The sequence below is a fragment of the Nevskia soli genome (genome assembly GCF_903970205.1).
Classification (GTDB): domain Bacteria; phylum Acidobacteriota; class Terriglobia; order Bryobacterales; family Bryobacteraceae; genus Bog-113.
This window is the reverse complement of sequence record NZ_CAJCHS010000009.1, coordinates 1-19,856: the sequence shown is the minus strand read 5'-3', so window position 1 is coordinate 19,856 and position 19,856 is coordinate 1. Positions and strand designations below refer to the sequence as shown.

Annotated in this window: 24 protein-coding genes; 18 read left to right on the top strand and 6 right to left on the bottom strand. The window is 58.2% G+C overall.

Going from position 1 to position 19,856, the window contains the following annotated elements; all coding sequences use genetic code 11:
* The first annotated feature begins 84 nt into the window (after positions 1–84).
* The 5 genes from H1Y01_RS00520 to H1Y01_RS00500 all read left to right on the top strand — a co-directional run bounded on the left by H1Y01_RS00520 (position 85) and on the right by H1Y01_RS00500 (position 2,767).
* Entirely contained in the window at positions 85–546 is a 462-nt protein-coding gene (locus H1Y01_RS00520) for an SET domain-containing protein (protein ID WP_180538140.1), read from the top strand.
* Positions 547–696: 150 nt separating this feature from the next.
* A complete protein-coding gene (locus H1Y01_RS00515) occupies positions 697–1,296 on the top strand; it encodes a glycoside hydrolase family 75 protein (protein ID WP_219341147.1) in 600 nt (199 codons plus the stop codon).
* Positions 1,297–1,372: 76 nt separating this feature from the next.
* Complete coding sequence (locus H1Y01_RS00510; RefSeq protein WP_180538138.1) at positions 1,373–1,912, top strand: hypothetical protein; 540 nt, start codon at positions 1,373–1,375, stop codon at positions 1,910–1,912.
* A gap of 289 nt (positions 1,913–2,201) precedes the next feature.
* Positions 2,202–2,531: a PadR family transcriptional regulator gene (locus H1Y01_RS00505; RefSeq protein WP_180538137.1), complete on the top strand. Its 330-nt coding sequence runs from the start codon at positions 2,202–2,204 to the stop codon at positions 2,529–2,531.
* An 89-nt stretch (positions 2,532–2,620) separates the two neighbouring features.
* Positions 2,621–2,767, top strand: a complete 147-nt coding sequence (locus tag H1Y01_RS00500) for a hypothetical protein (RefSeq protein ID WP_180538136.1) — start codon at positions 2,621–2,623, stop codon at positions 2,765–2,767.
* A 233-nt stretch (positions 2,768–3,000) separates the two neighbouring features.
* Here H1Y01_RS00500 and H1Y01_RS00495 read toward each other — a convergent pair whose 3' ends face one another.
* Complete coding sequence (locus tag H1Y01_RS00495) at positions 3,001–3,981, bottom strand: hypothetical protein (protein ID WP_180538135.1); 981 nt, start codon at positions 3,979–3,981, stop codon at positions 3,001–3,003.
* Between the two features lie 131 nt (positions 3,982–4,112).
* Here H1Y01_RS00495 and H1Y01_RS00490 point away from each other — a divergent pair, with 131 nt between their 5' ends.
* From H1Y01_RS00490 to H1Y01_RS00470, 5 genes are all read left to right on the top strand, one after another.
* Positions 4,113–4,766: a LuxR C-terminal-related transcriptional regulator gene (locus H1Y01_RS00490; protein WP_180538134.1), complete on the top strand. Its 654-nt coding sequence runs from the start codon at positions 4,113–4,115 to the stop codon at positions 4,764–4,766.
* A 100-nt stretch (positions 4,767–4,866) separates the two neighbouring features.
* A complete protein-coding gene (locus tag H1Y01_RS00485; protein ID WP_180538133.1) occupies positions 4,867–7,251 on the top strand; it encodes an LptF/LptG family permease in 2,385 nt (794 codons plus the stop codon).
* Between the two features lie 646 nt (positions 7,252–7,897).
* A complete protein-coding gene (locus H1Y01_RS00480; RefSeq protein ID WP_180538132.1) occupies positions 7,898–9,259 on the top strand; it encodes an FAD-containing oxidoreductase in 1,362 nt (453 codons plus the stop codon).
* 43 nt (positions 9,260–9,302) lie between these two features.
* A complete protein-coding gene (locus H1Y01_RS00475; protein ID WP_180538131.1) occupies positions 9,303–9,779 on the top strand; it encodes a GreA/GreB family elongation factor in 477 nt (158 codons plus the stop codon).
* Positions 9,780–9,800: 21 nt separating this feature from the next.
* Complete coding sequence (locus H1Y01_RS00470; RefSeq protein WP_180538130.1) at positions 9,801–10,430, top strand: CDP-alcohol phosphatidyltransferase family protein; 630 nt, start codon at positions 9,801–9,803, stop codon at positions 10,428–10,430.
* A gap of 6 nt (positions 10,431–10,436) precedes the next feature.
* On the opposite strand, the gene H1Y01_RS00465 is transcribed toward H1Y01_RS00470, so the two are convergent.
* Entirely contained in the window at positions 10,437–10,814 is a 378-nt protein-coding gene (locus H1Y01_RS00465) for a holo-[acyl-carrier-protein] synthase (RefSeq protein ID WP_180538129.1), read from the bottom strand.
* Positions 10,815–10,886: 72 nt separating this feature from the next.
* Here H1Y01_RS00465 and H1Y01_RS00460 point away from each other — a divergent pair, with 72 nt between their 5' ends.
* Genes H1Y01_RS00460 through H1Y01_RS00450 form a run of 3 tightly spaced genes read left to right on the top strand, consistent with a single transcriptional unit; the run spans position 10,887 to position 13,195 of the window.
* Positions 10,887–11,801, top strand: a complete 915-nt coding sequence (locus H1Y01_RS00460; RefSeq protein ID WP_180538128.1) for an energy-coupling factor ABC transporter permease — start codon at positions 10,887–10,889, stop codon at positions 11,799–11,801.
* Complete coding sequence (locus tag H1Y01_RS00455) at positions 11,802–12,509, top strand: energy-coupling factor transporter transmembrane component T family protein (RefSeq protein ID WP_180538127.1); 708 nt, start codon at positions 11,802–11,804, stop codon at positions 12,507–12,509.
* Entirely contained in the window at positions 12,506–13,195 is a 690-nt protein-coding gene (locus tag H1Y01_RS00450) for an energy-coupling factor ABC transporter ATP-binding protein (protein ID WP_180538126.1), read from the top strand. Before H1Y01_RS00455 ends, H1Y01_RS00450 begins: the two co-directional genes overlap by 4 nt.
* Positions 13,196–13,307: 112 nt before the next feature.
* On the opposite strand, the gene H1Y01_RS00445 is transcribed toward H1Y01_RS00450, so the two are convergent.
* Positions 13,308–13,625 (bottom strand): hypothetical protein, encoded by a 318-nt coding sequence (locus H1Y01_RS00445; protein WP_219341146.1) that lies wholly within the window; start codon positions 13,623–13,625, stop codon positions 13,308–13,310.
* Positions 13,626–13,674: 49 nt separating this feature from the next.
* Between H1Y01_RS00445 and dtd the strand changes: the two genes are divergently transcribed.
* The 5 genes from dtd to H1Y01_RS00420 all read left to right on the top strand — a co-directional run bounded on the left by dtd (position 13,675) and on the right by H1Y01_RS00420 (position 17,927).
* On the top strand, positions 13,675–14,115 hold the full coding sequence (dtd, locus tag H1Y01_RS00440; RefSeq protein ID WP_180538125.1) for a D-aminoacyl-tRNA deacylase: 441 nt from the start codon (positions 13,675–13,677) through the stop codon (positions 14,113–14,115).
* Between the two features lie 249 nt (positions 14,116–14,364).
* Positions 14,365–15,408: a phosphoribosylformylglycinamidine cyclo-ligase gene (gene purM, locus H1Y01_RS00435; RefSeq protein WP_180538124.1), complete on the top strand. Its 1,044-nt coding sequence runs from the start codon at positions 14,365–14,367 to the stop codon at positions 15,406–15,408.
* Positions 15,405–16,004: a phosphoribosylglycinamide formyltransferase gene (gene purN, locus H1Y01_RS00430; protein ID WP_180538123.1), complete on the top strand. Its 600-nt coding sequence runs from the start codon at positions 15,405–15,407 to the stop codon at positions 16,002–16,004. Before purM ends, purN begins: the two co-directional genes overlap by 4 nt.
* A complete protein-coding gene (locus H1Y01_RS00425; RefSeq protein WP_180538122.1) occupies positions 16,004–16,642 on the top strand; it encodes a YceH family protein in 639 nt (212 codons plus the stop codon). The genes purN and H1Y01_RS00425 overlap by 1 nt, the downstream gene beginning before the upstream one ends.
* A gap of 178 nt (positions 16,643–16,820) precedes the next feature.
* The gene (locus tag H1Y01_RS00420) at positions 16,821–17,927 is read left to right on the top strand and encodes a serine/threonine-protein kinase (protein ID WP_180538121.1); all 1,107 of its coding nucleotides are present in this window, start codon (positions 16,821–16,823) and stop codon (positions 17,925–17,927) included.
* Here H1Y01_RS00420 and H1Y01_RS00415 read toward each other — a convergent pair.
* The 3 genes from H1Y01_RS00415 to H1Y01_RS00405 form a co-directional block, all read right to left on the bottom strand.
* The gene (locus H1Y01_RS00415) at positions 17,924–18,826 is read right to left on the bottom strand and encodes a c-type heme family protein (RefSeq protein ID WP_180538120.1); all 903 of its coding nucleotides are present in this window, start codon (positions 18,824–18,826) and stop codon (positions 17,924–17,926) included. The genes H1Y01_RS00420 and H1Y01_RS00415 overlap by 4 nt on opposite strands.
* Before the next feature lie 401 nt (positions 18,827–19,227).
* Positions 19,228–19,614, bottom strand: coding sequence for a hypothetical protein (locus H1Y01_RS00410; RefSeq protein ID WP_180538119.1), 387 nt, complete (start codon positions 19,612–19,614; stop codon positions 19,228–19,230).
* On the bottom strand, positions 19,602–19,856 hold a 255-nt coding region (locus H1Y01_RS00405; protein WP_180538118.1), incomplete at its 5' end, for a cupin domain-containing protein. The genes H1Y01_RS00405 and H1Y01_RS00410, both read right to left, overlap by 13 nt.

The following is a 19,856-nucleotide window of genomic DNA, read 5'->3' as shown; positions in this document are numbered from 1 at the left end:
GTGTAAGAGGCGAATTCACGCCTACTCCTCTATCAAAGCAAACCGCGGCAAACTGCCTTGGGGCAATCGTTCTAAACTCGTCAGATGGCAGTGGTCAAGGTTCCCGAGACAAAGCCCCGCATCGACCCGCGCTACGCGCAGTTCAAGCTCGTCATTCGCCGCTCCAGGATCCATCGGGTCGGCATCTTCGCGGGCGAGGATATCCCGATCAACCGCAAGATCATCGAATACACCGGCGAGAAGATCAATCGAAAGGAGACTCTTCGGCGCTCCAATGAGCAAGCCCAGATGATCTACCTGTTCACGCTGGACAATTACTGGACTCTCGACGGGGCGGTCGGCGGAAGCGGCGCTGAGTACATCAATCACAGCTGCGATCCGAACGTCCGGACGTGGGTGACCAAGGGGCATATCCTTTATATGTCCAAGCGCCTGATCCGCAAGGGTGAAGAGCTCACTGTCGATTACCATTTCTCAAAGGACGTCGACAAAGTACCTTGCTTCTGCGGGGCTCCGAATTGCCGCGGCACGATCAACCTCAAGTAGAGCGTTAGATCACGGGCTTTGGGTCACATGGAGAAATCCCGAAAGACAATCCGGCATCTAAAAGCTATGAGGCCGGTTTTATGCGCAGTCTTGTTTTTGCCGCTGGCTTTGTTCGCAGCCGCGCGGAACCAGTTTGAGCTTAAGACGTCGATGACGATTGACGTTGATGGGGCTCCGAACGCCTATGGCCCACCCGGCAAAAAGACGTTGGATTACGAACGGAATGCCCACAAAGACAACCTATTGAGCAGCGTGATTGTGGGATATCTAACTCAAGATGACGGACGAACTCCACTGCTGCAAGGGGCGGGAGACCCCTGTCCGGGCTACTACATTTCCACAACTGCGTTTAGCGATCGCCGGAACGGGAACGAACGAGATCCCCGAAAGTACCTGGACGCCACCAGGATTAACTATGTCGTACTAGGAAAGGCTGCGGCCAGGGCCGGAGCTCAAGTTGGAGACTTCGTCGCGGTATACAGCGAAAGGACACATAGAAGCGTGTTCGGCATTGTGGGAGATTCCGGTAACCCGACCGGGGCGGAAGGTTCGCTGGCATTGTTGCAAGCCCTTGGATATCCGTTTACAACGGGCAAGACCGGGGAAGTAGAACGCAAGGAGATCATCGTCCGCTACTTCCCCGGTTCTAACCCCGAGCACCAGTTTTTCGACACGCAAGCCAACCTAGACGCGGCGGCTGCTTCGCTCGGTCTTAGCAAAGACTTCACGCCTACGCCACGGGGAAAGTAACCCAATTAGCGCAGCTTCAGGGTTTGGGCTACTTTTTATAACAACTTTGAATCATTAGATAATCAGTTGTGTTAATGTGCGAATAGTGGCTACTTACTCAGAACAGGACTTTCTGCAATATGCATTGCTCGGACTGGAGCAACGCAAGACTGAAATTGATAGCGCAATCGCTGAAATCCGAGGGCGCTTAGGGCAGACGGGAGCCTCGAAACAGGCATCCTCGCCGGCTTCTTCGCCTTCCAGCACCGCGCCGGCGGCCCCGGCAAAGAAAAAGGCAACGGGCAAGCGTTCACTAAGTCCGGAAGCTCGAGCCCGGATAGCCGAGGCGCAACGCCAGCGTTGGGCGGCAACCAAGAAGGGAGGAACTTCGACTACTAAGTCCGCTCCCCAGGCAACCGCGAAGAAACGGACCATGAGCCCCGAAGCCCGAGCCCGCATCGCCGAGGCGCAACGCCAGCGCTGGGCGGCAACTAAGAAGGGAGGATCTCCGGCTACTAAGACGGCGTCATCGGCTCCTCAGGCAACCGTGAAGAAGCGGACCATGAGCCCCGAAGCCCGAGCCCGCATCGCGGCAGCGCAGCGCAAACGCTGGGCGGCTTCCCGCGGCGGCAAATAGCCGAGACTTCCGGATCGAAACTCCCCGGATCAAGACTATCCCGTTTGTATGTCGCTACGCAGCGCGGTTAACGGATAACTCCGAAGCCGCGCCGACGCTGCGGTAGTCTGTGCTGTATCAGTTGTTCCTGCCCGTTCCTCGCCCTTCGCTCGCACACCTCTAAGACTTAGCGACCCGAGCTTCCCCACTTTTTAATCGATTTCCTTACCGAGCCTTGCTTTTTGCTCGTGTTTGCGGCATACTTCCATCGATAGCCTATGGGTGAAAGCGACAAACAGCGGCGGCAAACATGGGAAAAACGCAAGAACTACTTCCGGGTACGTTAGACCTCCTCATTCTGCGGACACTCGTCCGGGGTTCCATGCACGGGTATGGGATCGCTCAACGACTGAAGCAACTTTCCGAGGACGTGCTGCAAGTCGGTGAGAGTTCGCTGTATCCCGCGCTCCAGCGGCTACTTCTAAATGGGTGGGTCAACGCGGACTGGGGTACTTCGGAGAATAACCGGAGAGCCCGCTTTTACACGCTCACCGCGGCCGGACGTAAGCAGCTAGCCGCCGAACGGGAGGAGTTCTCCCGGATTATCGGCGCAATCCAAACCGTATTGGAAAGGGCATAGATGCGGCAGCAGAGGCTTCGCGTTTGACGGCGCATCCAGAATTGGTTGCACCGGGATAGATTCGACTGGGCAAAGTGCTCCGGCAGGATATGAAAACCACCTACCGGATTATCGGAGTAGTGGACGACGCAATCTACGCGGATGTGCTCGATCCGTCGCCCCGGACGATCTATGTGAAGAGCGATGACGCCGGATTGATAAGGCTCCGATCATTAGTGATGTTCGCAACCTACTGAAGCAGAGCGGCAAAGATTCTCTCACCGAGCAGATCGATCAAAGTCGCGATCGGACTCTAGGGAGTAGCCGGCGCTGCGGCGGCCCATCGAAATCGGCGTCCGCCTCGCTCTAGGCGCCACGCGGCCGGAAGTACTCTGGCTGATACTCCGGGACGCGCTTTGACTCTCGATAGCCGGCGCGGCCGCAGGTATCCCCGCCGTGATCTTGTTCGACCGCTCTCCTTGGGTTCAGGTTATTGAGCCGGTTGGGCCGGCGTCTGATGCGTTGCATGAATGTACGCCTTTACTTGTCCCTCAGCAATGGCGACAACCCGCTCCCGAACCGTATCGTAGGATGGCTGGCCGTCGAAAAAGCCATAAGTCGAATGCGTTTGTTTCGTGCCGCCGTCCGGCGATTGCACCGGCTCGCTGTAACCATCCAAAGAGAAGCGCCGCTCTCCGCGCGCCGCAAGATCCGGATGCTCCTTTTCAAACAGCGGCTGATCGAAGTCACTGCTTTCGAGCGTGACGCGAGAGATTTGCCGGCCCGATTGGTCATAGATCCGGCAGTAGATATAGGTCTTGAAGTTGCCCCAGGGTTCGAGCGAATACCAGACGCGAATCGACCCATTCGAGACTGGAATCCGCTCCAGTAAGATCTGCTGTAACCGGGCGATCTGTGGCGATACGGCTCGCCTGTGCAAGTCGATCAGCTTGGTCAGTTCCGCGTCGCGCGCTTCCTTTTGCCCGGTTTCCGCATAGACATGAGCGAGTATCGCCGCCGTCTGCCAGTCATTCGGATCGGCATCCTCGATCGGCTTCAGAAGGCGCAAAGCAAACGCTGCATCGTTCAGATTGACGGCGGCTTCCGCGGCATACTTCGCAACCTGTGTCGCGGTGGGCGTGCCGGACGCAAGCTGGGGCAACAGCTCGCGAAAGATTGGCAGCGCGTCGGCATAGCGGTCCGCCCGGAATGCCTGAACGCCGATCTTCAATTTCTCCGATTGTTCGGGCGTGAGGGCTGCGGCCGAATCGTTTGATTTAAGGGTGGGCTGGTGGGTAGCGTTGGGCTCGCCAGGAGCCGGCGCAGCACTCCCACCCGCCTGCGGCATGGGGTCGCCCGCCGCTGTGGATTGCGCGCGAATTTGCAGCGTTACACAGCCGAGGGCCGCCATCAGGATCGATGCCCGGCGAAATAAACGAGCGCCGCCGGGCAAAAAAAGAGTGTGCCGCATGAGAACTCCCGTTACTTACTGAACGATCTTACGTCAAGGCCGTTCGTCCAATCGCAACTTTTCGCGACATTTGCGAGTAAAGGTTTGCCGAGGCGGACCGATATAGAGCTTTAGAACCTTAGGAGTATTACTTGGCAATCACGATGCAAAACGGGACCTCGAAATCCGTGGTAATCTGCGACACCCAGCCTCTGCTAATCGAGGGACTGCGCTCGCTCTTAACAGACTTACCGGGCTTGCGGTTTGCGGGCGCGATGACGACCCTGGCCGGCGGCATGGAACTGGTGCGCGGCCTCAATCCGGCGGTTGTCATTCTCGACCGGGCTTTCGGCGGACCGCCGATCCTGGAGTCTTTAGTCCGTCTCCATGCCGGCGGCCGCACGGCGCCGATTGTTTGGGGCATTGGAATGAGCAACGCGGATGCGCTGCGAATGGTGCAGGCCGGAGCCCGCGGCGTGCTGCGGAAGACATCGGACACGCACCAGATATTGGATTGCATTCGCGCGGTTGCCGAAGGACACACCTGGATGGAGGACGCCGTCCTACAGACGCCGGATCGTTCCGCCACATCGGAAAGATCCAAGCTCACGCCCCGGGAACATCAGGTCGCGGAGTTAGTCGAGAAGGGTCTCAAGAATCGGGAGATTGCCCGGTCACTCGGAATTCAAACCGGTACGGTAAAGATTCACCTGAAGCACATCTTCGAAAAGACGGGATGCCGCGGCCGCTATGGCCTCGCGCTTAGCGGACTTCGGGAAAAAGGCTTCCTGTCGCTGCAAATGTAGACGACCCCGCTTCGGGGCCGGCTCCGGGTTTGAGGCCGCGCACGGAATGTTATGTTGAAGGCAGCACGACCGCGTGCTGCCTCGACGCACTCCGCGCCGCATGAAGATCCTCACCCGCTACATATTCCGCGAAATCATCAGCAGCGCGATTCTCGGCACATCCCTCGCAACATTTGTCGTTTTTATCCAGGGCGTCGGCCGCCAGTTATTTGAACTCCTGGTTCGCAGCCCAGCCACTCCGCTAACCGTAGTGAAGCTGTTTGTGCTGGCACTCCCCGCCGTTCTGCCCCTCAGCATCCCTTTCGGCGTTCTGGTTGGCATCCTGATAGGGCTGGGGCGTCTGGCGAGTGACGGTGAAATTATTGCGATTCGCGCGGGCGGCGTTCCGAGCCGGGTCGTGATGCCCCCGGTTCTTTTGTTCGCCCTGATTAGTACTCTGCTTGCCGGCGCGGCATCCGTGTGGCTGGCCCCGCGCGCCGCACGTTCCAGCGTGAAAGCTCTCAATCATTTAGTTGCCGCCCAGCTCACCGCTGACGTGCAGGCTCGCGTCTTCGATGAGCAATTCCCGAACACCATCCTGTATGTGGGCGACGTCCGCTCAACGAACACGAAAGATTTCACGGTTTGGCGCAACGTGTTCCTCGCCGATACCTCCCCGCCCGACCAGCGCAAAACCGGAACCAAGATGGAAGTCGACGGGCCGCGGATCACCATCGCCAAAGAAGCGTTTGCGATCCCTGACATCCCTCATAACCGCATTCAGTTGAACCTGCACGACGCCAGCGTCCACGAAGTCGGCAAAGATATCGTCACCGGATCGCACGTCATGTTTCCCACCGGCAATCAGGTGCTCGAAGCGAAGCCCGCGCAGGAAAACCTCGGTAAGCCCTTCAGCCGCATGGATACGACCGAACTCTACGGCGTGACCCGCGACACGCCGAAGAAGGCGCCAGAAAGCGTTGAGTCGCGCATCGAACTGTATCGCCGGTTTTCACTCCCGATCGCCTGTTTGACCCTTGGCCTGGTCGGCATCCCGCTCGGAGTGACTACCCGCAAAGGCGGTAAGTCCGGCGGATATATCATGGCGATCCTGCTGGCTTTCCTGGTTTACTACCTTGCCTACATCACGCTTACCGGCATGGCTCGCCAGCGGTCGATTTCGCCGGAACTATCTTCGTGGCTGCCGAATGCCGTCTTCTTTCTGGCCGGGTCGATCTTCGTCGTCCGCCTCGAATACGCCGGCGATCGCGATCTGATCTCCTATGCCCGCGACGCGATGGACTCCGTCGTGCGTTTCTTGCGCAATCTGGGACACAGCGGATCGCGCACGAAGTTATCCGCGGTCAACCTGCAGCGCATCCGCCTGATTCCCTGGTCCGGCGGGATCTTCCAGATCGTCGACAGTTACATCCTCACCAACTTCCTTTTCTACTTCGTGCTGCTGCTGGCCAGCTTCGTCGGGATGACGGAGATCTACAACTTTTTCGAGCTGCTGAGCTTCATCGTCAAGAATTCAATCCCGCTCACGAAAGTCTTTTCCTACCTCTTCTTCCTGGGTCCGAAGTTGATTTACGACATGCTGCCGATCAGCGTGCTGGTTTCGGTCCTCGTAACGTTTAGTATCTTGACCAAGCAGAACGAAATTACCGCGTTCAAGGCCAGCGGCGTGAGCGTGCACCGCCTTTCGGTTCCGATCCTGATGATGAGTGCGGTTCTGAGCGTTGCCTTATTCGCGTTCGATTACTACTACATCCCCGCGGCCAATCTGCGACAGGACGCGTTGCGCGCGGAGATCAAAGGGCAGCCGGTGCAGACTTATCTGCGGCCCGACCTAAAATACATCTTCGGACAGGACGCCGCGCATCCTCGCATCTTTTACTACAAGTACTTCGAATCGGCGGAAAAGGCGATGGTCGGCGTGAATGTCTACGAATTGCAGCGCGCTAACTTCCAGTTGACGCGAGAGATCGGCGCCGAGCGTGCGCGCTGGGACCCTTCGCTCGGAACGTGGGTGTTTACCAATGGATGGTCGCGCGATATCGATGGCGTCCTGGAACATAATGTCCGGCGCTTTCAGGCCACCACGTTTCCCGAGCTTTCCGAGCATCCGGATTACTTCATGAAGGAAGTGAAGCTGGATAAGCAGATGAACTTCCATCAGCTCGCGGATTACATCAGAGACTTGCAGCAGAGCGGGTTCGATACGGTGAAGCTCCAGGTGCAATATCACAAGAAGTTCGCCGTGCCGGTATTCGCACTGATTATGGCGATGCTCTCGATACCCTTTGGATTCCTGATCGGAAACCGCGGAGCGATGGCGGGGATCGGGTTCAGTGTCGTGATCGCGATGGCTTACTGGGGATTGAGCCAGTTCTTCGAGCAACTGGGAAACGTGACGCTACTTCCGGCGGTGGTAGCGGCGTGGGCGCCGGACGCTTTGTTTGCTTTGTTTGGGACTTACTTTTTGCTGCGGATGCGGTCGTAATCCGAATTCGCGGGCGACGGCACACTCAAGAATTCGATCGTCATCAGGATCGTTTTTCACAACGGTCAGAGTTTCGGTAGGGGAAACGCAGTTGCCAATCGATCGCAGCTTTGCCTCCGCTCTGTCTATGGTGTGACGAGCCATATCCGAGTAAAAGGGTTATAGGCCCCCTGAAGTTGATCGCTTTGATCAATACGCCGCTCCCGCACGTTGGAAGCCGGCCTGACCGTTGAAGAAGGAATGGAGGAATTCTCCGCCACGCGCGAACCAATCAACGCGGTATTGCGCTTCGCGGCAAACAGCCTCGGGACCCTTCCGCCTTCGGTGCACGCATCCACGTCTAGCGATGCTCATTCTCTTTGACCACGGCACACCTCGAAGCATCGCCCGCCGGCTTCACGGTCACATCGTTGTAGAAGCACTCGCACGAGGATGGGATAGGCTGGCCAACGGGCGCGTTGCTCGCGGCGGCTGAAGAATCTCAAGGGCCGCCGAATCGCAATCGTCACCCTTGGAAACCCACAGCGTCCCGCGGCAGTGAAAGCAGCCACACCCGGAAGCTTTGCCGAGGTCGATATTCCATACGAGTAACCCGATCCCGCCGGTTCACTGAGAGCCCGTCCGGGTAACGCTAAGCTGACAAGCGATGCCCCAATCCTTCGATGCCATCCTCGTCGGCGCCGGTCAGGCCGCTCCCCCACTCGCGCGCCGGTTGAGCGAAGCCGGAATGAAGATCGCGTTCGTCGAGCGCTACCGGTTCGGCGGTACTTGTGTCAACACCGGTTGCATCCCGAGTAAGACGTGGATTGCCAGCGCAAAGATCGCGTGGGATGCCGCGCGCGCAGCCGGCATGGGCATCCGAATCAATAGTCCTGTTCAGACCGATATGGTGCGCGTGAAGGCGCGGAAGGATGAGATCATTCACCGCTCTTCTAAAGGTGTCGAGAGCGGTCTGCGCGGGCTGAAGAATTGCACAGTCTTAGTCGGAACTGCCCAGTTCGTAGGCGCGCACACGATGCGCGTCGGCGACGAACAGATCTCCGCGCCGAAGATATTCCTGAACGTAGGGGGACGCGCCTCGATTCCGGAGATCACGGGACTTCGCGAATCCGGCTATCTCACGAATTCGAGTATCCTCGACCTAGACGTCGTTCCCGAGCACCTGATTATTCTTGGCGGCGGTTATGTCTCACTCGAGTTCGGTCAGATGTTCCGCCGCTTCGGAAGTAAAGTGACGATTCTGCAACGCGGTCCGCGCCTGCTTCCGAAGGAAGACGAAGATATCGCCCAGGCGATCACGCAGTTCTTCCGGGATGAAGGGATTGTTATTGAAACCGACGTTTCGGTCGACGAGGTTCGCCGCAGCGGACAGCGTATAACGGCAAAATGGGACACGGGCGAAGTTACCGGCTCGCACTTGCTTGTCGCGACAGGCCGCCGTCCGAATACGGACGATCTGGGCCTCGACCTTGCCGGCATCCAGGCAACCAAAGAGGGCTACATACCGGTCGACGACCGCCTGGTTGCCGCCGAAGGCATCTGGGCTATCGGCGATTGCAATGGCCGCGGAGCTTTTACCCACACTTCCTATAACGACTTCGAGATCGTTGCGGCGAACTTACTGACCGAAGAACGCCGCAGCGTGTGCGATCGAATTAAGGCGTATAACATCTATACCGATCCGCCGCTCGGGCGCGCGGGGATGACCGAAGCTGAAGTGCGCAAGTCCGGGCGCGCGTCGCTGAAGGCAGTACGGCCGATGACAAGAGTCAATCGCGCCATCGCCCAGGGCGAAACCACCGGGTTCATGAAAGCGCTCGTCGACGCCGAATCGAAACAGGTGGTCGGCGCGGCCTTACTAGGCGTTCATTGTGACGAAGTCGTGCATGTCCTGCTGGACTTGATGTATGCCCAAAAGCCGTATACGATGCTCACTCACGCCGTGCACATCCATCCCACCGTTGCCGAGCTGGTGCCGACGCTGCTCGAAGATCTGCATCCGCTGTAACCCACGCCGCTATAATCGATTAGAAGGAGTTTCCGATCGTTCGATGAACGATATCCGCAAAAAGCTACAAGAGGAGATTACGGTGCTCGAACATGAGCTGCGCACTGAGCTCCCAAAGGAAATCCTGACCGCCCGAGCTCACGGCGATTTAAGCGAGAATGCCGAGTATCATGCCGCGAAAGAGCGCCAAGGTCTGGTAAACGCGCGCTTGAACAAGCTGAGGCAGCGAGTTGCCGAACTGGCGATGATCGACTTCACCAAAATTCCGCACGGTAAAGCGGGCCTGGGATCCGAAGTGACGGTCCTCGATACGGGTAAAGACGAGGAAGTCACGTATAACCTGGTAATGAGCGAAGATGCCGACGCGGGGAAGAATATGATTTCGACTACGTCGCCGATCGGCCGCGCCTTACTAGGCAAGACAGTGGGCGACACCGTTAAGGTGACCAGTCCCGGCGGCACTAAGGAGCTTGAGATCGTTACGCTTCGCACTGTTCATGATCTAGCCGCAACGGATTAAGAAGCGAAGGCCGCCCACGATATGACCTATACCAGAGCGCTGGGTCTGTTTTTCGGAAAGATTATCGAAAAGATTGTCGGGGCCTTGGCTTTATCTCGAATTCATCCGAACGTTCTGACGTTTATCGGCCTTCTTATTAATGTCTGGGCGGCTTTTCTTTTTGCGGCTGGACGTTTTCGTTTCGCGGGTATCGTTCTGATCGGGGCCGGCTTGTTCGATATGGTCGACGGACGGGTCGCGCGCGAGACCAACCAGGTTACGCGCTTCGGCGGCTTTTTCGATTCTGTCCTCGACCGGTACTCCGATCTCGGGGTGCTGATGGGATTACTCGTCTACTATGCATCCATCAACCGTTTTTTCTACATCGTTCTGACCGCGCTGGCGATGACGGGATCGGTGATGGTCAGCTACTCGCGCGCTCGCGCGGAAAACGCGATTCCCAAGTGCAAGGTAGGTTTTCTGGAGAGGCCGGAACGCGTCGTGCTCCTAATCATCGGCGCTCTATTCGATCGCATGGCCCCCGTCTTGTGGGTAACGGCGGTGCTCTCGAACCTGACCGTAATTCATCGTATGATTTACACGTTCCAGGAAGCGAAGCGCCTGGAAGACGCGCAGCTCCGCGCCGTTTCCGCGCGTACCGCGAAGCGCTAAGTCGCCTCAGCTCTCCAGCACAACGTAAGCCAGGCTCATCTGCTTGGTATGGGTGATCGACAGCGCGATATTCGTAACTCCGAGCCGGGTTGCGAATTCGGCCGCCTTCCCGTGTAGCTTCAGCGTCGGACGGCCGGACGGTAGATTGATAACTTCGAAATCCACCCAGCGGACGCCGTGCCGCCAACCCGTCCCGATGGCCTTCATGCCGGCTTCCTTCGCGGCGAAGCGCGCCGCATACCGTTCGAATCGCCCGGATTTGCGCTCCACGTAAGAGATCTCGGCGGGCGTGTACACGCGCTCGAGAAAGCGCTGTCCAAACCGCGCGATGGCCGCTTCAATTCGATCGACTTCCGCCAGATCGACGCCCGTTCCGACGATCACGACGGAATCCTCAAAACACCGTTTGTGCTTCGTGCTACGCTTCTTGAAAACGTGCTACTTTGAGAGATTCCGATGCACATTCCCGATGGGTTCCTTTCCACCCCGGTATGGGGCACACTCGACGCTGTTGCGATTCCAACGGTCGCCTGGATCTCGCGCTCCGCACAGAATAGCTTCGACCAGCATCGCGCGCCGCTGCTGGGCGTTCTTGGGGCGTTCGTGTTCGCGGCCCAGATGATTAACTTCCCGGTCGGGATAGGAACCAGCGGACACCTGGTTGGCGGCGCGCTGCTGATGTTTACTCTCGGGCCGGGCGCGGCATCCATCGTCATGACTGCCATTCTGATTTTGCAGTCCCTGGTATTTCAGGATGGCGGAGTACTCGCTCTCGGCGCTAACGTGTGCAATATGGCGATCGCGGGCGTGTTCGCAGCTTATTTAGTGCAGCGCACATTTGGGCCCAGGCGACTGACTTACTTCGTGGGAGGAGCGGTTTCTTTGCTGGTAAGCGCAATGCTGGCGCTGTCCGAGTTGCTCCTATCCGGCGTCAGAATGCCGCGGTCCGTTCTGTGGGCTTCCGTAGCATTGTTTGTGGTGTCGGCGCTGGTGGAAGGCGCCATCACCTTAGTGGTTATGGAATCTTTGGAGAAGATCAACCCCGGATTCGTCAGGGATGGCGGACGCAGAAGCTCGAGTCTGATTCCGGCCGTGGCACTTACATCTTTTGTGCTGGTTACCGTCGGCTTTCTGATCGCGTCCAGCCAACCGGACGGGATCTGGAGCCTTGCCGCCCGCGTCGGACTAGCGACCCACGCGCAAGCTACGCTCTCAACCCCGCTGGCGGATTACAAGGCCGGCTTTATCAATCAGCCGTGGCTTTCGCGCGCTTTTGCCGGAATCGGGGGCCTTTGCCTCGTTTACATTGTTTGTTGGGCGATCAGCCGTTTCGCGCTCCGCCGTAATGCCGGGACGCCGCGGAGCGCTTAGTTGGCCGGCGCCTTTCTCGATGCTTCCGTCCCCACCGATAACTTCCTTCGGCGGCGTGATGCGCGCGCCAAACTAATTGCTCTGCTGGCCGTACTCATTGCGCTTTCCCTGAGCCGCGCTCATCTCGGGGCGCTGTTGCTGCTCTTAGTCCTTCCGCTGGTTTGTGCCCTGGCCGCCCGGCTCCCGGTACTTAATCTCTTACGAAGGGCTGCTCTCGTGCTCCCCTTTTGTGCCATCTTTGCGATCTTTGCTTGGCTTGATCACGACAGAAATGGCGCCGCGCTCCTGGTTATTCGAGCCTGCGCAGCGGGATGTAACGCGGTCCTATTTGTGGCCGTTACTCCGATATCCGAGCTGCTTCGCGCTCTGGAACAGTTCCACGCGCCCCGGTTTTTGCTGACCGTTACCCAGCTTCTCTATCGCTACCTGTTCGTTCTGATGGAAGATGCGCAGCAGGCACGCACGGCCGCACGGAGCCGCGGAGGTTTCAAAGGATCGTTCGGTTTCCGCGGTGCGGCGGGAGCGTTGGCGGTTCTTTTCGCGCGCTCGCACATGCGCGCCGACCAAATCAATCAGGCGATGATCTCCCGCGGTTACAACGGCGGCCTGCCGGTCTTACATCCGCATTCCTTTCGAATCGCCGATGCCATACTAATCGCGATTTCGTTGACTCTATCGGGGGGCATAGCCTTCGCGGTGCGCTATTGAGCCCGGTACTTACTGTGGAGGACCTTCGCTTCGCCTACAGCGATGGTACTTCGGCTTTGAACGGAGTCGATTTCACCCTCTATGAAGGCGAGACGGTGGCCATCCTCGGCGCAAACGGTTCGGGTAAGACCACTTTCGTGCTGCACCTGAACGGCATCCTACAAGGAACCGGAGCGATTCGCCTCGATGGCGTCTCTTTAAGTAAAGACACCGCCAGTGAGTTTCGCGCAAAGGTCGGGATCGTGTTTCAGGACTCCGACAATCAGTTATTCATGCCGACCGTGCTTGAGGATGTGGCGTTCGGGCTGCTAAATCAAGGTATCCCGCCTGAGAAGGCAGAGATCCTGGCAAGGGCCGCTCTGGAGGTAGTTGGTATTCAAGCGCTAGCCGACAAGCCGCCGTTCCACCTAAGTGCAGGCGAAAAGAAACGCGCCGCGATCGCCGGAATCCTCGCCATGCAGCCGCGCGTGCTTATCTTCGATGAACCAACTACCTTCCTCGATCCGCCGGGCCGTCGGGGGCTGATTCGGCTGCTCGCGGACCTAACGCAGCCCAAGCTATTGGTCACGCATGACGTGGAGTTCGCGGCCAAATCCGCTTCGCGCGCGATCTTCTTCGAGAAAGGCCGGATCGCCGCCCAGGGCGACGTGAAGACTGTCGCCTCGCGTTTCGGTTGGCTCGACTGAAGCTAGCCCAGGAAGCCCGAGGCCGTAGTCGAAAACACCGCTTGCTGACGCGCGCGGCTCGGTAGACTCACTACGTTACTGAAACGCAGTAAGTTACCACGGACTGCGAAACCTAGCTACCGGCCGCCAAAGTCTTCCGGTGCTCCGCCCAGCGTTTGCGCTGCGCGGCCGCTATACGCTTACGGGCGGCGGCGCTCATGGTGCGCTTCTTAGTCGCCGTGCCGGTTCCATTCGGGCTCGCAGTGGCCGTAGATGCGGCCACGACTGACTTCCTGGGTCTTCCCGGCTTGTTTGCGGGCGTCCCGGAAGAGTGTCCCAGATGCGCGCGGATCTCGGCGATCTTCTCATCGATCTTCTTCTTTTCCATCTCAAAGCCGACCAGCGCCATGGATAGTGTTGTTGTATCTTCCGTCATTGAGGCTTTTGGCATAGATTCTCCCACGCACACTATAACAAACTTTTAGTAAGAATAGAGTCAAATGCGGCTAATAATTCAACGCGTGAACGAGGCTTCGGTCACTATCGAAGGGACTAAGGTCGCGGAAATCAAACTCGGTGTGCTGGTTTTCGCCGGAGTGTCGAAAGATGACTCAATCGCCGACGCCGACTTCCTCTCCGGGCGGCTACCTAACTTACGCATCTTCGCGGACTCCACGGGTAAGATGAATCTCGACCTGAAGCAGGTTGAAGGATCGATCCTGCTAGTTCCGAACTTTACGCTTTACGGCGATTGCAGCCGCGGCCGCCGTCCGGACTTCGACCGGGCAGCACGTCCCGAAGCCGCGCGGCCGTTAGTCGACTATCTAACGCAGCGTCTACGGGAATCAGGGTTACCCGTGTCCACCGGGGTTTTTGGAGCCCACATGACGGTAACTCTGTCGAACGATGGTCCGGTCACGTTCGTACTGGACTCCCGTTAAGCGCAAAGGACGCGATCGCGCGCCGCCAAACCACAAAGGAACTCGTGAAAGCTTGGCGGCGCGGGGCGCGTTCCGTTTTGCGCGAGTTCCTTAGAAGCGCAAAGGGCGCGTCCCCGCGCCGCCAAACCGCAAAGGAACTCGTGGAAAGGTTGGCGGCGCGGGGCGCGCTCCGTTTTGCGCGAGTTCCTTAGAAGAACCGTAAATTCTTGCAGAAGTTATAATAACCCTTCGATTCGACGACAGCTGCGAATGGCGAAATCCAAGAGCATTTCCTACCAGGACGCGGGCGTTAGTATCGATGAAGCCGACCGCGCGGTGGCTTCCATTAAGCGCCTGGCGCGCTCCACGTTCACGCCGGGCGTATTAACCGATATCGGCTCGTTTGGCGCCTGTTTCGCGCTCCCGAAGATGCGCCGGCCGGTGTTAATCAGTTCCGTTGACGGAGTAGGAACTAAGCTGAAGGTGGCGTTTCTGGCGGGCAAGCATGACACCGTTGGCGAAGACCTGGTAAACCACTGCGTGAACGACATCGCCGTGCAAGGGGCTCTGCCTCTCTACTTCCTGGATTACTTTTCCACCGGTAAGCTGGATGCGCGTGTTGCCGCTGCTGTTGTCTCCGGGATGGCGCGCGCCTGCCGGTCCAACCAATGTGCGCTAATCGGTGGGGAGACCGCCGAGATGCCCGGCCTTTATCAGGCGGGTGAGTACGATCTGGCCGGGGCTATCGTGGGCATCGCGGAAAGGGACAAGCTAATAACCGGCCATAGGGTTGCCGCCGGCGACATTATTCTGGGTCTTCCATCGACCGGACTGCACACCAACGGCTATTCACTGGCGCGCAAGCTGATCTTCGAGACCGCCGGATTGAAGCCCGACAGCTATGTCGAAGACTTTGGCGCGACCGTAGCCGAGGAACTCCTCAAAGTACACCGGAGCTATCTGAAACCGATTCGAGCGCTTCACGCAGCTCGCCTGTTACGGGCCGCGGCGCACATCACCGGCGGAGGTTTAACCGAAAATACTCCGCGCGTTCTCCCTAAAGGATTAGCTGTCCGGATTGACGTTACCTCGTGGAGAGTGCCGCCTGTATTCGAATTTCTACGCCGGATCGGCAGCATCCCGGTGGACGACTGGCGGCGTACGTTTAACCTTGGCGTGGGAATGCTTCTGATTGTCGCTGCGAAGGATGCTCCCCAGGCTGAGGTCACCCTTCGAAAGCTTCGGGAACGGCCTTTCGTTATCGGTGAGGTGGTGACCCAGCGGCGCGGCAAAGATCGGGTGACTTACGATTGAAACGCCTCGGTATCCTGCTTTCCGGACGCGGCTCTAACTTTGCCGCAATCGCCCGTAACATCCGAGAGGGCGCTCTTGCAGCCGAGATCTCTATCGTTCTCAGTAATCGCGCCGCGGCGCCGGGACTTGAACTGGCACGTTCGCTCGGCCTGCCCGCTCGCGCGATTCCGCCCCAAAATCTTGATCGGGAAGCCTATGATAGCTTGCTGATCGAGGCTCTCATGGAAGCGGAAGTCGACTTAGTTTGCCTGGCGGGCTATATGCGGCTATTATCGGCTCGCTTCGTGCGCGCGTTCGAGAACCGCATCCTCAACATCCATCCTTCGCTGCTGCCCGCGTTCACCGGACTCGACGCGCAGCACCAGGCGCTGACTTATGGCGTTAAGGTAACCGGATGCACCGTTCATCTGGTCGACGAATATCTGGATGCCGGGCCGATCCTCATGCAGGCAGCGGTCCCGGTACTCGACACGGACACGGTGGAGACACTGTCAGCCCGCATACTCGAACAAGAACATCGCATTTTCCCGCTGGCGATCGCGAAGGTTCTGGCGGGGAGTATCCGGATGGAAGGCCGCCGCGTCATCTCACTCTAATGGAACTCATTGACTCGGTAGAAGCCCGCGTGTTGGGGGCGCTGATCGAAAAGGAAGCAACCACCCCGGAGTATTACCCGCTTTCCTTAAACGCGCTGGTCAACGCGTGCAATCAAAAATCAAATCGTTACCCGGTCGTCGATTACGACGAAGACACGGTTAGCGATGCTCTCGATCGTCTGAAATACAAGCATTGGGCCGCGGTGATCGTTGGCAGCGGGCGGGTTCATAAGTACGCGCAGCGTATCGCGGAGTCACTCAATCTAGGCCGCCGCGAACTCGCCGTCTTAGGCGTCCTCCTGCTAAGAGGACCGCAAACCCTCGGGGAGATCAAGGACCGCACCGAGCGCACTTATGCGTTCGCCGATCTCGAAGAGACGGAGCGTGTTCTTGAGAAGATGGCCGAATGGCCAGCAGGCGCACTCGCGAAGAAGCTTAGTAAGCTTCCCGGACAGAAGGATGCGCGCTATATGCACCTGCTCAGCGGTGAGCCGGTAATGGATGCGGAATCAAGTGCGATGCCTGCGCAACAATCCGGAGGCCGCATTTCCCAGTTAGAAGCGGAAGTGGCGGAGCTGAAGACGGAAGTGGCGGACTTACGAAGACGCCTCGAGGAACTCGAATCGGCGTTACGTTGAGAGCCCGTGACAATACCGGCTTGCTTACGCGCGCGGCTCCCAAGGAACAAGACCACGAAACCGGGAGTACACGGGGCGTGATCGCGGACAGTTTAGACCGAAAGACGGGACAGCCACGGCATGGGTTGGAATAGCGCGGCGCGTGCTTGAATGAAAGGGTGCTTACTGGAGAAAAGCTTTGGGTCTGCAGATAGGTGATCGGGTCGGCGATTACCGGGTTATCGGGTTGTTAGGGTCCGGTGGAATGGGCGCGGTTTATCAGGTTCGGCACCTCATCTCGGACCGCGTTGAGGCCATGAAAATTCTGTTGCCCGACCTGTCATCGTCTGCCGATCTGGCGGAACGCTTCATACGGGAGATCCGGCTGCAGGCCAGCCTCAGTCATCCCAACATCGCCGCTTTGCTTAACGCATTTCGGGCGGAGAACCAGTTGATGATGGTGATGGAGTTTGTGGACGGCGAGAATCTTGCCGAACGGATCCGGCGCGGTCCGCTGCCCATCAAGCAGGCTCTCGATATCAGTGAACAGATGCTGTCGGCCCTGGCTTACGCGCATGCGAGCGGCGTGGTTCACCGCGACATCAAACCCTCGAATATCATTGTCACGCCTGCGGCCACGGTGAAGCTGATGGATTTCGGCATCGCGAAGGGGGATCCGAACGCTACCCACCTCACACAGGCGGGGACGGCCCTTGGCTCGTTGTACTATATGTCGCCCGAACAGGTCCGAGCGGAGCCGGCGGACGGGAGGTCAGATATTTATGCGACCGGCATTACGATGTTCGAGATGCTCACCGGAGAGCGGCCGTTCAAAGGTACGGCCGCAGCGGTTCTTCAGGCTCAGCTGAACGAGCCGGCGCCTTCGCCAAGCGCTATCAATCCCGCGATTCCGAGTGAGCTATCCGGCATTGTGTTGAAAGCTCTTCATAAGAATCCCGCAAAGCGCTACCAGGAGGCCGCGGAGTTTCGAACAACGCTGCTCGAGTTCCGGACACACTTCTCCGACTCAAAGATCGGAACGGGTTCAAGAGACGCTTCTACTTCCCCGACCGTAAGTTTCAAGAATCCGCAGACCTCTTCGTCGAACTCCATTATCTTCGATCCAATCGGATTGGAGCGTTTGCGAAAGGAGCTGGCGCCTCATATCGGACCGATGGCCAAGGTGATCGTCGATCGCGCCGCGTCCCGGGCCCGTTCGTGGGAGCAACTGTATGAGGATCTCGCGCGTGAAATCCCGGCAGGAAAGGAACGCAACCGCTTCCTGACGCAAAAACCGCGGTTCTAGGGTATCGGGTCGATCGGGTTTTCGCGGCTTAGCATTTCCATAGCCCGGCCCAAACTGCGATGCATTCGATTGAAAGACGCGGCCAAGACCGATATTTCGTCTTTGCCCCTGACCGGCAATTCTTCCACTTCCATGTTGCCGCGGCTAATCTCGTCGGCCATTGTGGACAGCCGGGAAACCGGACGGATTACGGTTAGGTAAAGGACGCCATCGAGCACACCGAGTGTCACCAAGGCGATGACGATCAGGTAAAACACAAGCTGTCTTGCGCCTCGGTTCGCGATGGTTGCGGGTAACGAATCGGGGACCGAAATGATCTGTGCGCCAATAACATCGTTCAAACGCCAGCCAAACCCGTTGTCCCGGCCATATTGCCGAACCATCGAGGCCGGCGCTTTACCGGGCACACTATGGCACTCGAGACACTCGGGCTCGGTAATTCGAATGGGACGTGAAAAGAAAAGGGAAACGCCGGTGGGAGTCATCCGCTCCCCGACGAATTCCTTCTGCGCGGGCCGGTTTCGGAAAATATTGACGATATCCGCCTCCCAATCGACGGCCCGGTCGCGAAGGTTTGTCGGATTCAAGGTCGCTTCCTTATAGGAATAATCCGGATACTGCTCGTGTAGATAATTGAAGACTTCGGTGGCCGAGTATGCAGGTACGACTTGCGGGAGGAACGTCTTTCGCAGGTCGTTGCGCGCTTCCAGGATCGGCTTGATCTGAGTGGCGGTGTAACGGCGCATCGACAACGTGGTTTGCATCATCAGCTTCGCCTGGTCCAGCACCTGTTCTCTCGCCTCCTCTCGCAGGAACTCGTGCGCCAGAAACCAGGCGAGCACCATCCCCACGCCAAAAACGACGACGAAGATCAAATTGAATTTGAGCAATAGCTTCATTTCACGTGTTCTCGATTACACCACAGCAGCGTCGTGGCGTCCTTCAGCCGCCGGTTGAATCCTGAGGGTAGGTAATCTTACTTCGGTAGGGGTCAACGAAGACAGCGTTCACCCGAGATCGCGAAATGAACAGACGGGGGAGAACGGCGGAGGCAGTGTTCGACTCCAATTGCGTCTGCGGCCACCCTGGGGAATGAAAACGTTCACCACTCCGTTGCCGCGGGCAGTATTTGAGTCGCTGCAAATACCACATACTGAGCCGCGACGGTGACGGAGCGGTTACAACCTGGGCGTTCCGCTTTCTCGCGGCAAAAGCATTCGAAGCTTCTTTTTCCGGAGCACCAGCTCCGTTACCGTCGCGGCTCAGTATCCTGACAGGTGTTTCAGAACAACTAGTCTAGCTAAGGGTGCGCCATTCCTTTATAGCCGCGGTAGACATCCAACTCGTTAGCCAGCCGGTACCTCACATTCTCGGCGTCCGTGTCAAGGCGGGTGCAATCCGCGCGCGTAAAGACACTCCCGCGCTCGAAGCGCTTGACCTCATCCAGCAGGTTCTTCACGGTGCGCTCGTTCAGGTTCTGCTTATCGCGCTTCTCGCCGATCAGCCGGCCTAATAGCGAATCGACCGATAAGGCTTTCTGCCGGTCCGCGTAAGTCGCGTTGGCGCGCGCCATGGCGCCGTCGAAATCGTTCTGCAGATTCTCGAGAGACTCCAGCAGGCTGGGTGGCGCGTTGTCCTGTGCGGCTAACAGCACCGCCGAAATCAGCAAGACAATCAGGCGAGCCATTTATAGAAATAGAAGGTCATCGGCGTCGACCCGGTGTTCGTAATGCCGTGCAGTTGATTCCCCGAACAGTACATCATCGTCCCTGGCCCGGCAAGCTTCACCTGCTCGCCGCACACGATCTCCCCCGTGCCTTCCGCCACCAGCATAAACTCCTCCTCGGGGTGACGGTGCGGCGGATGCGGACTGGTCCCGGGAGCGAGCACAAGGCTGCCGGCGGTCATGGCCAGCAACATATCCGTTCG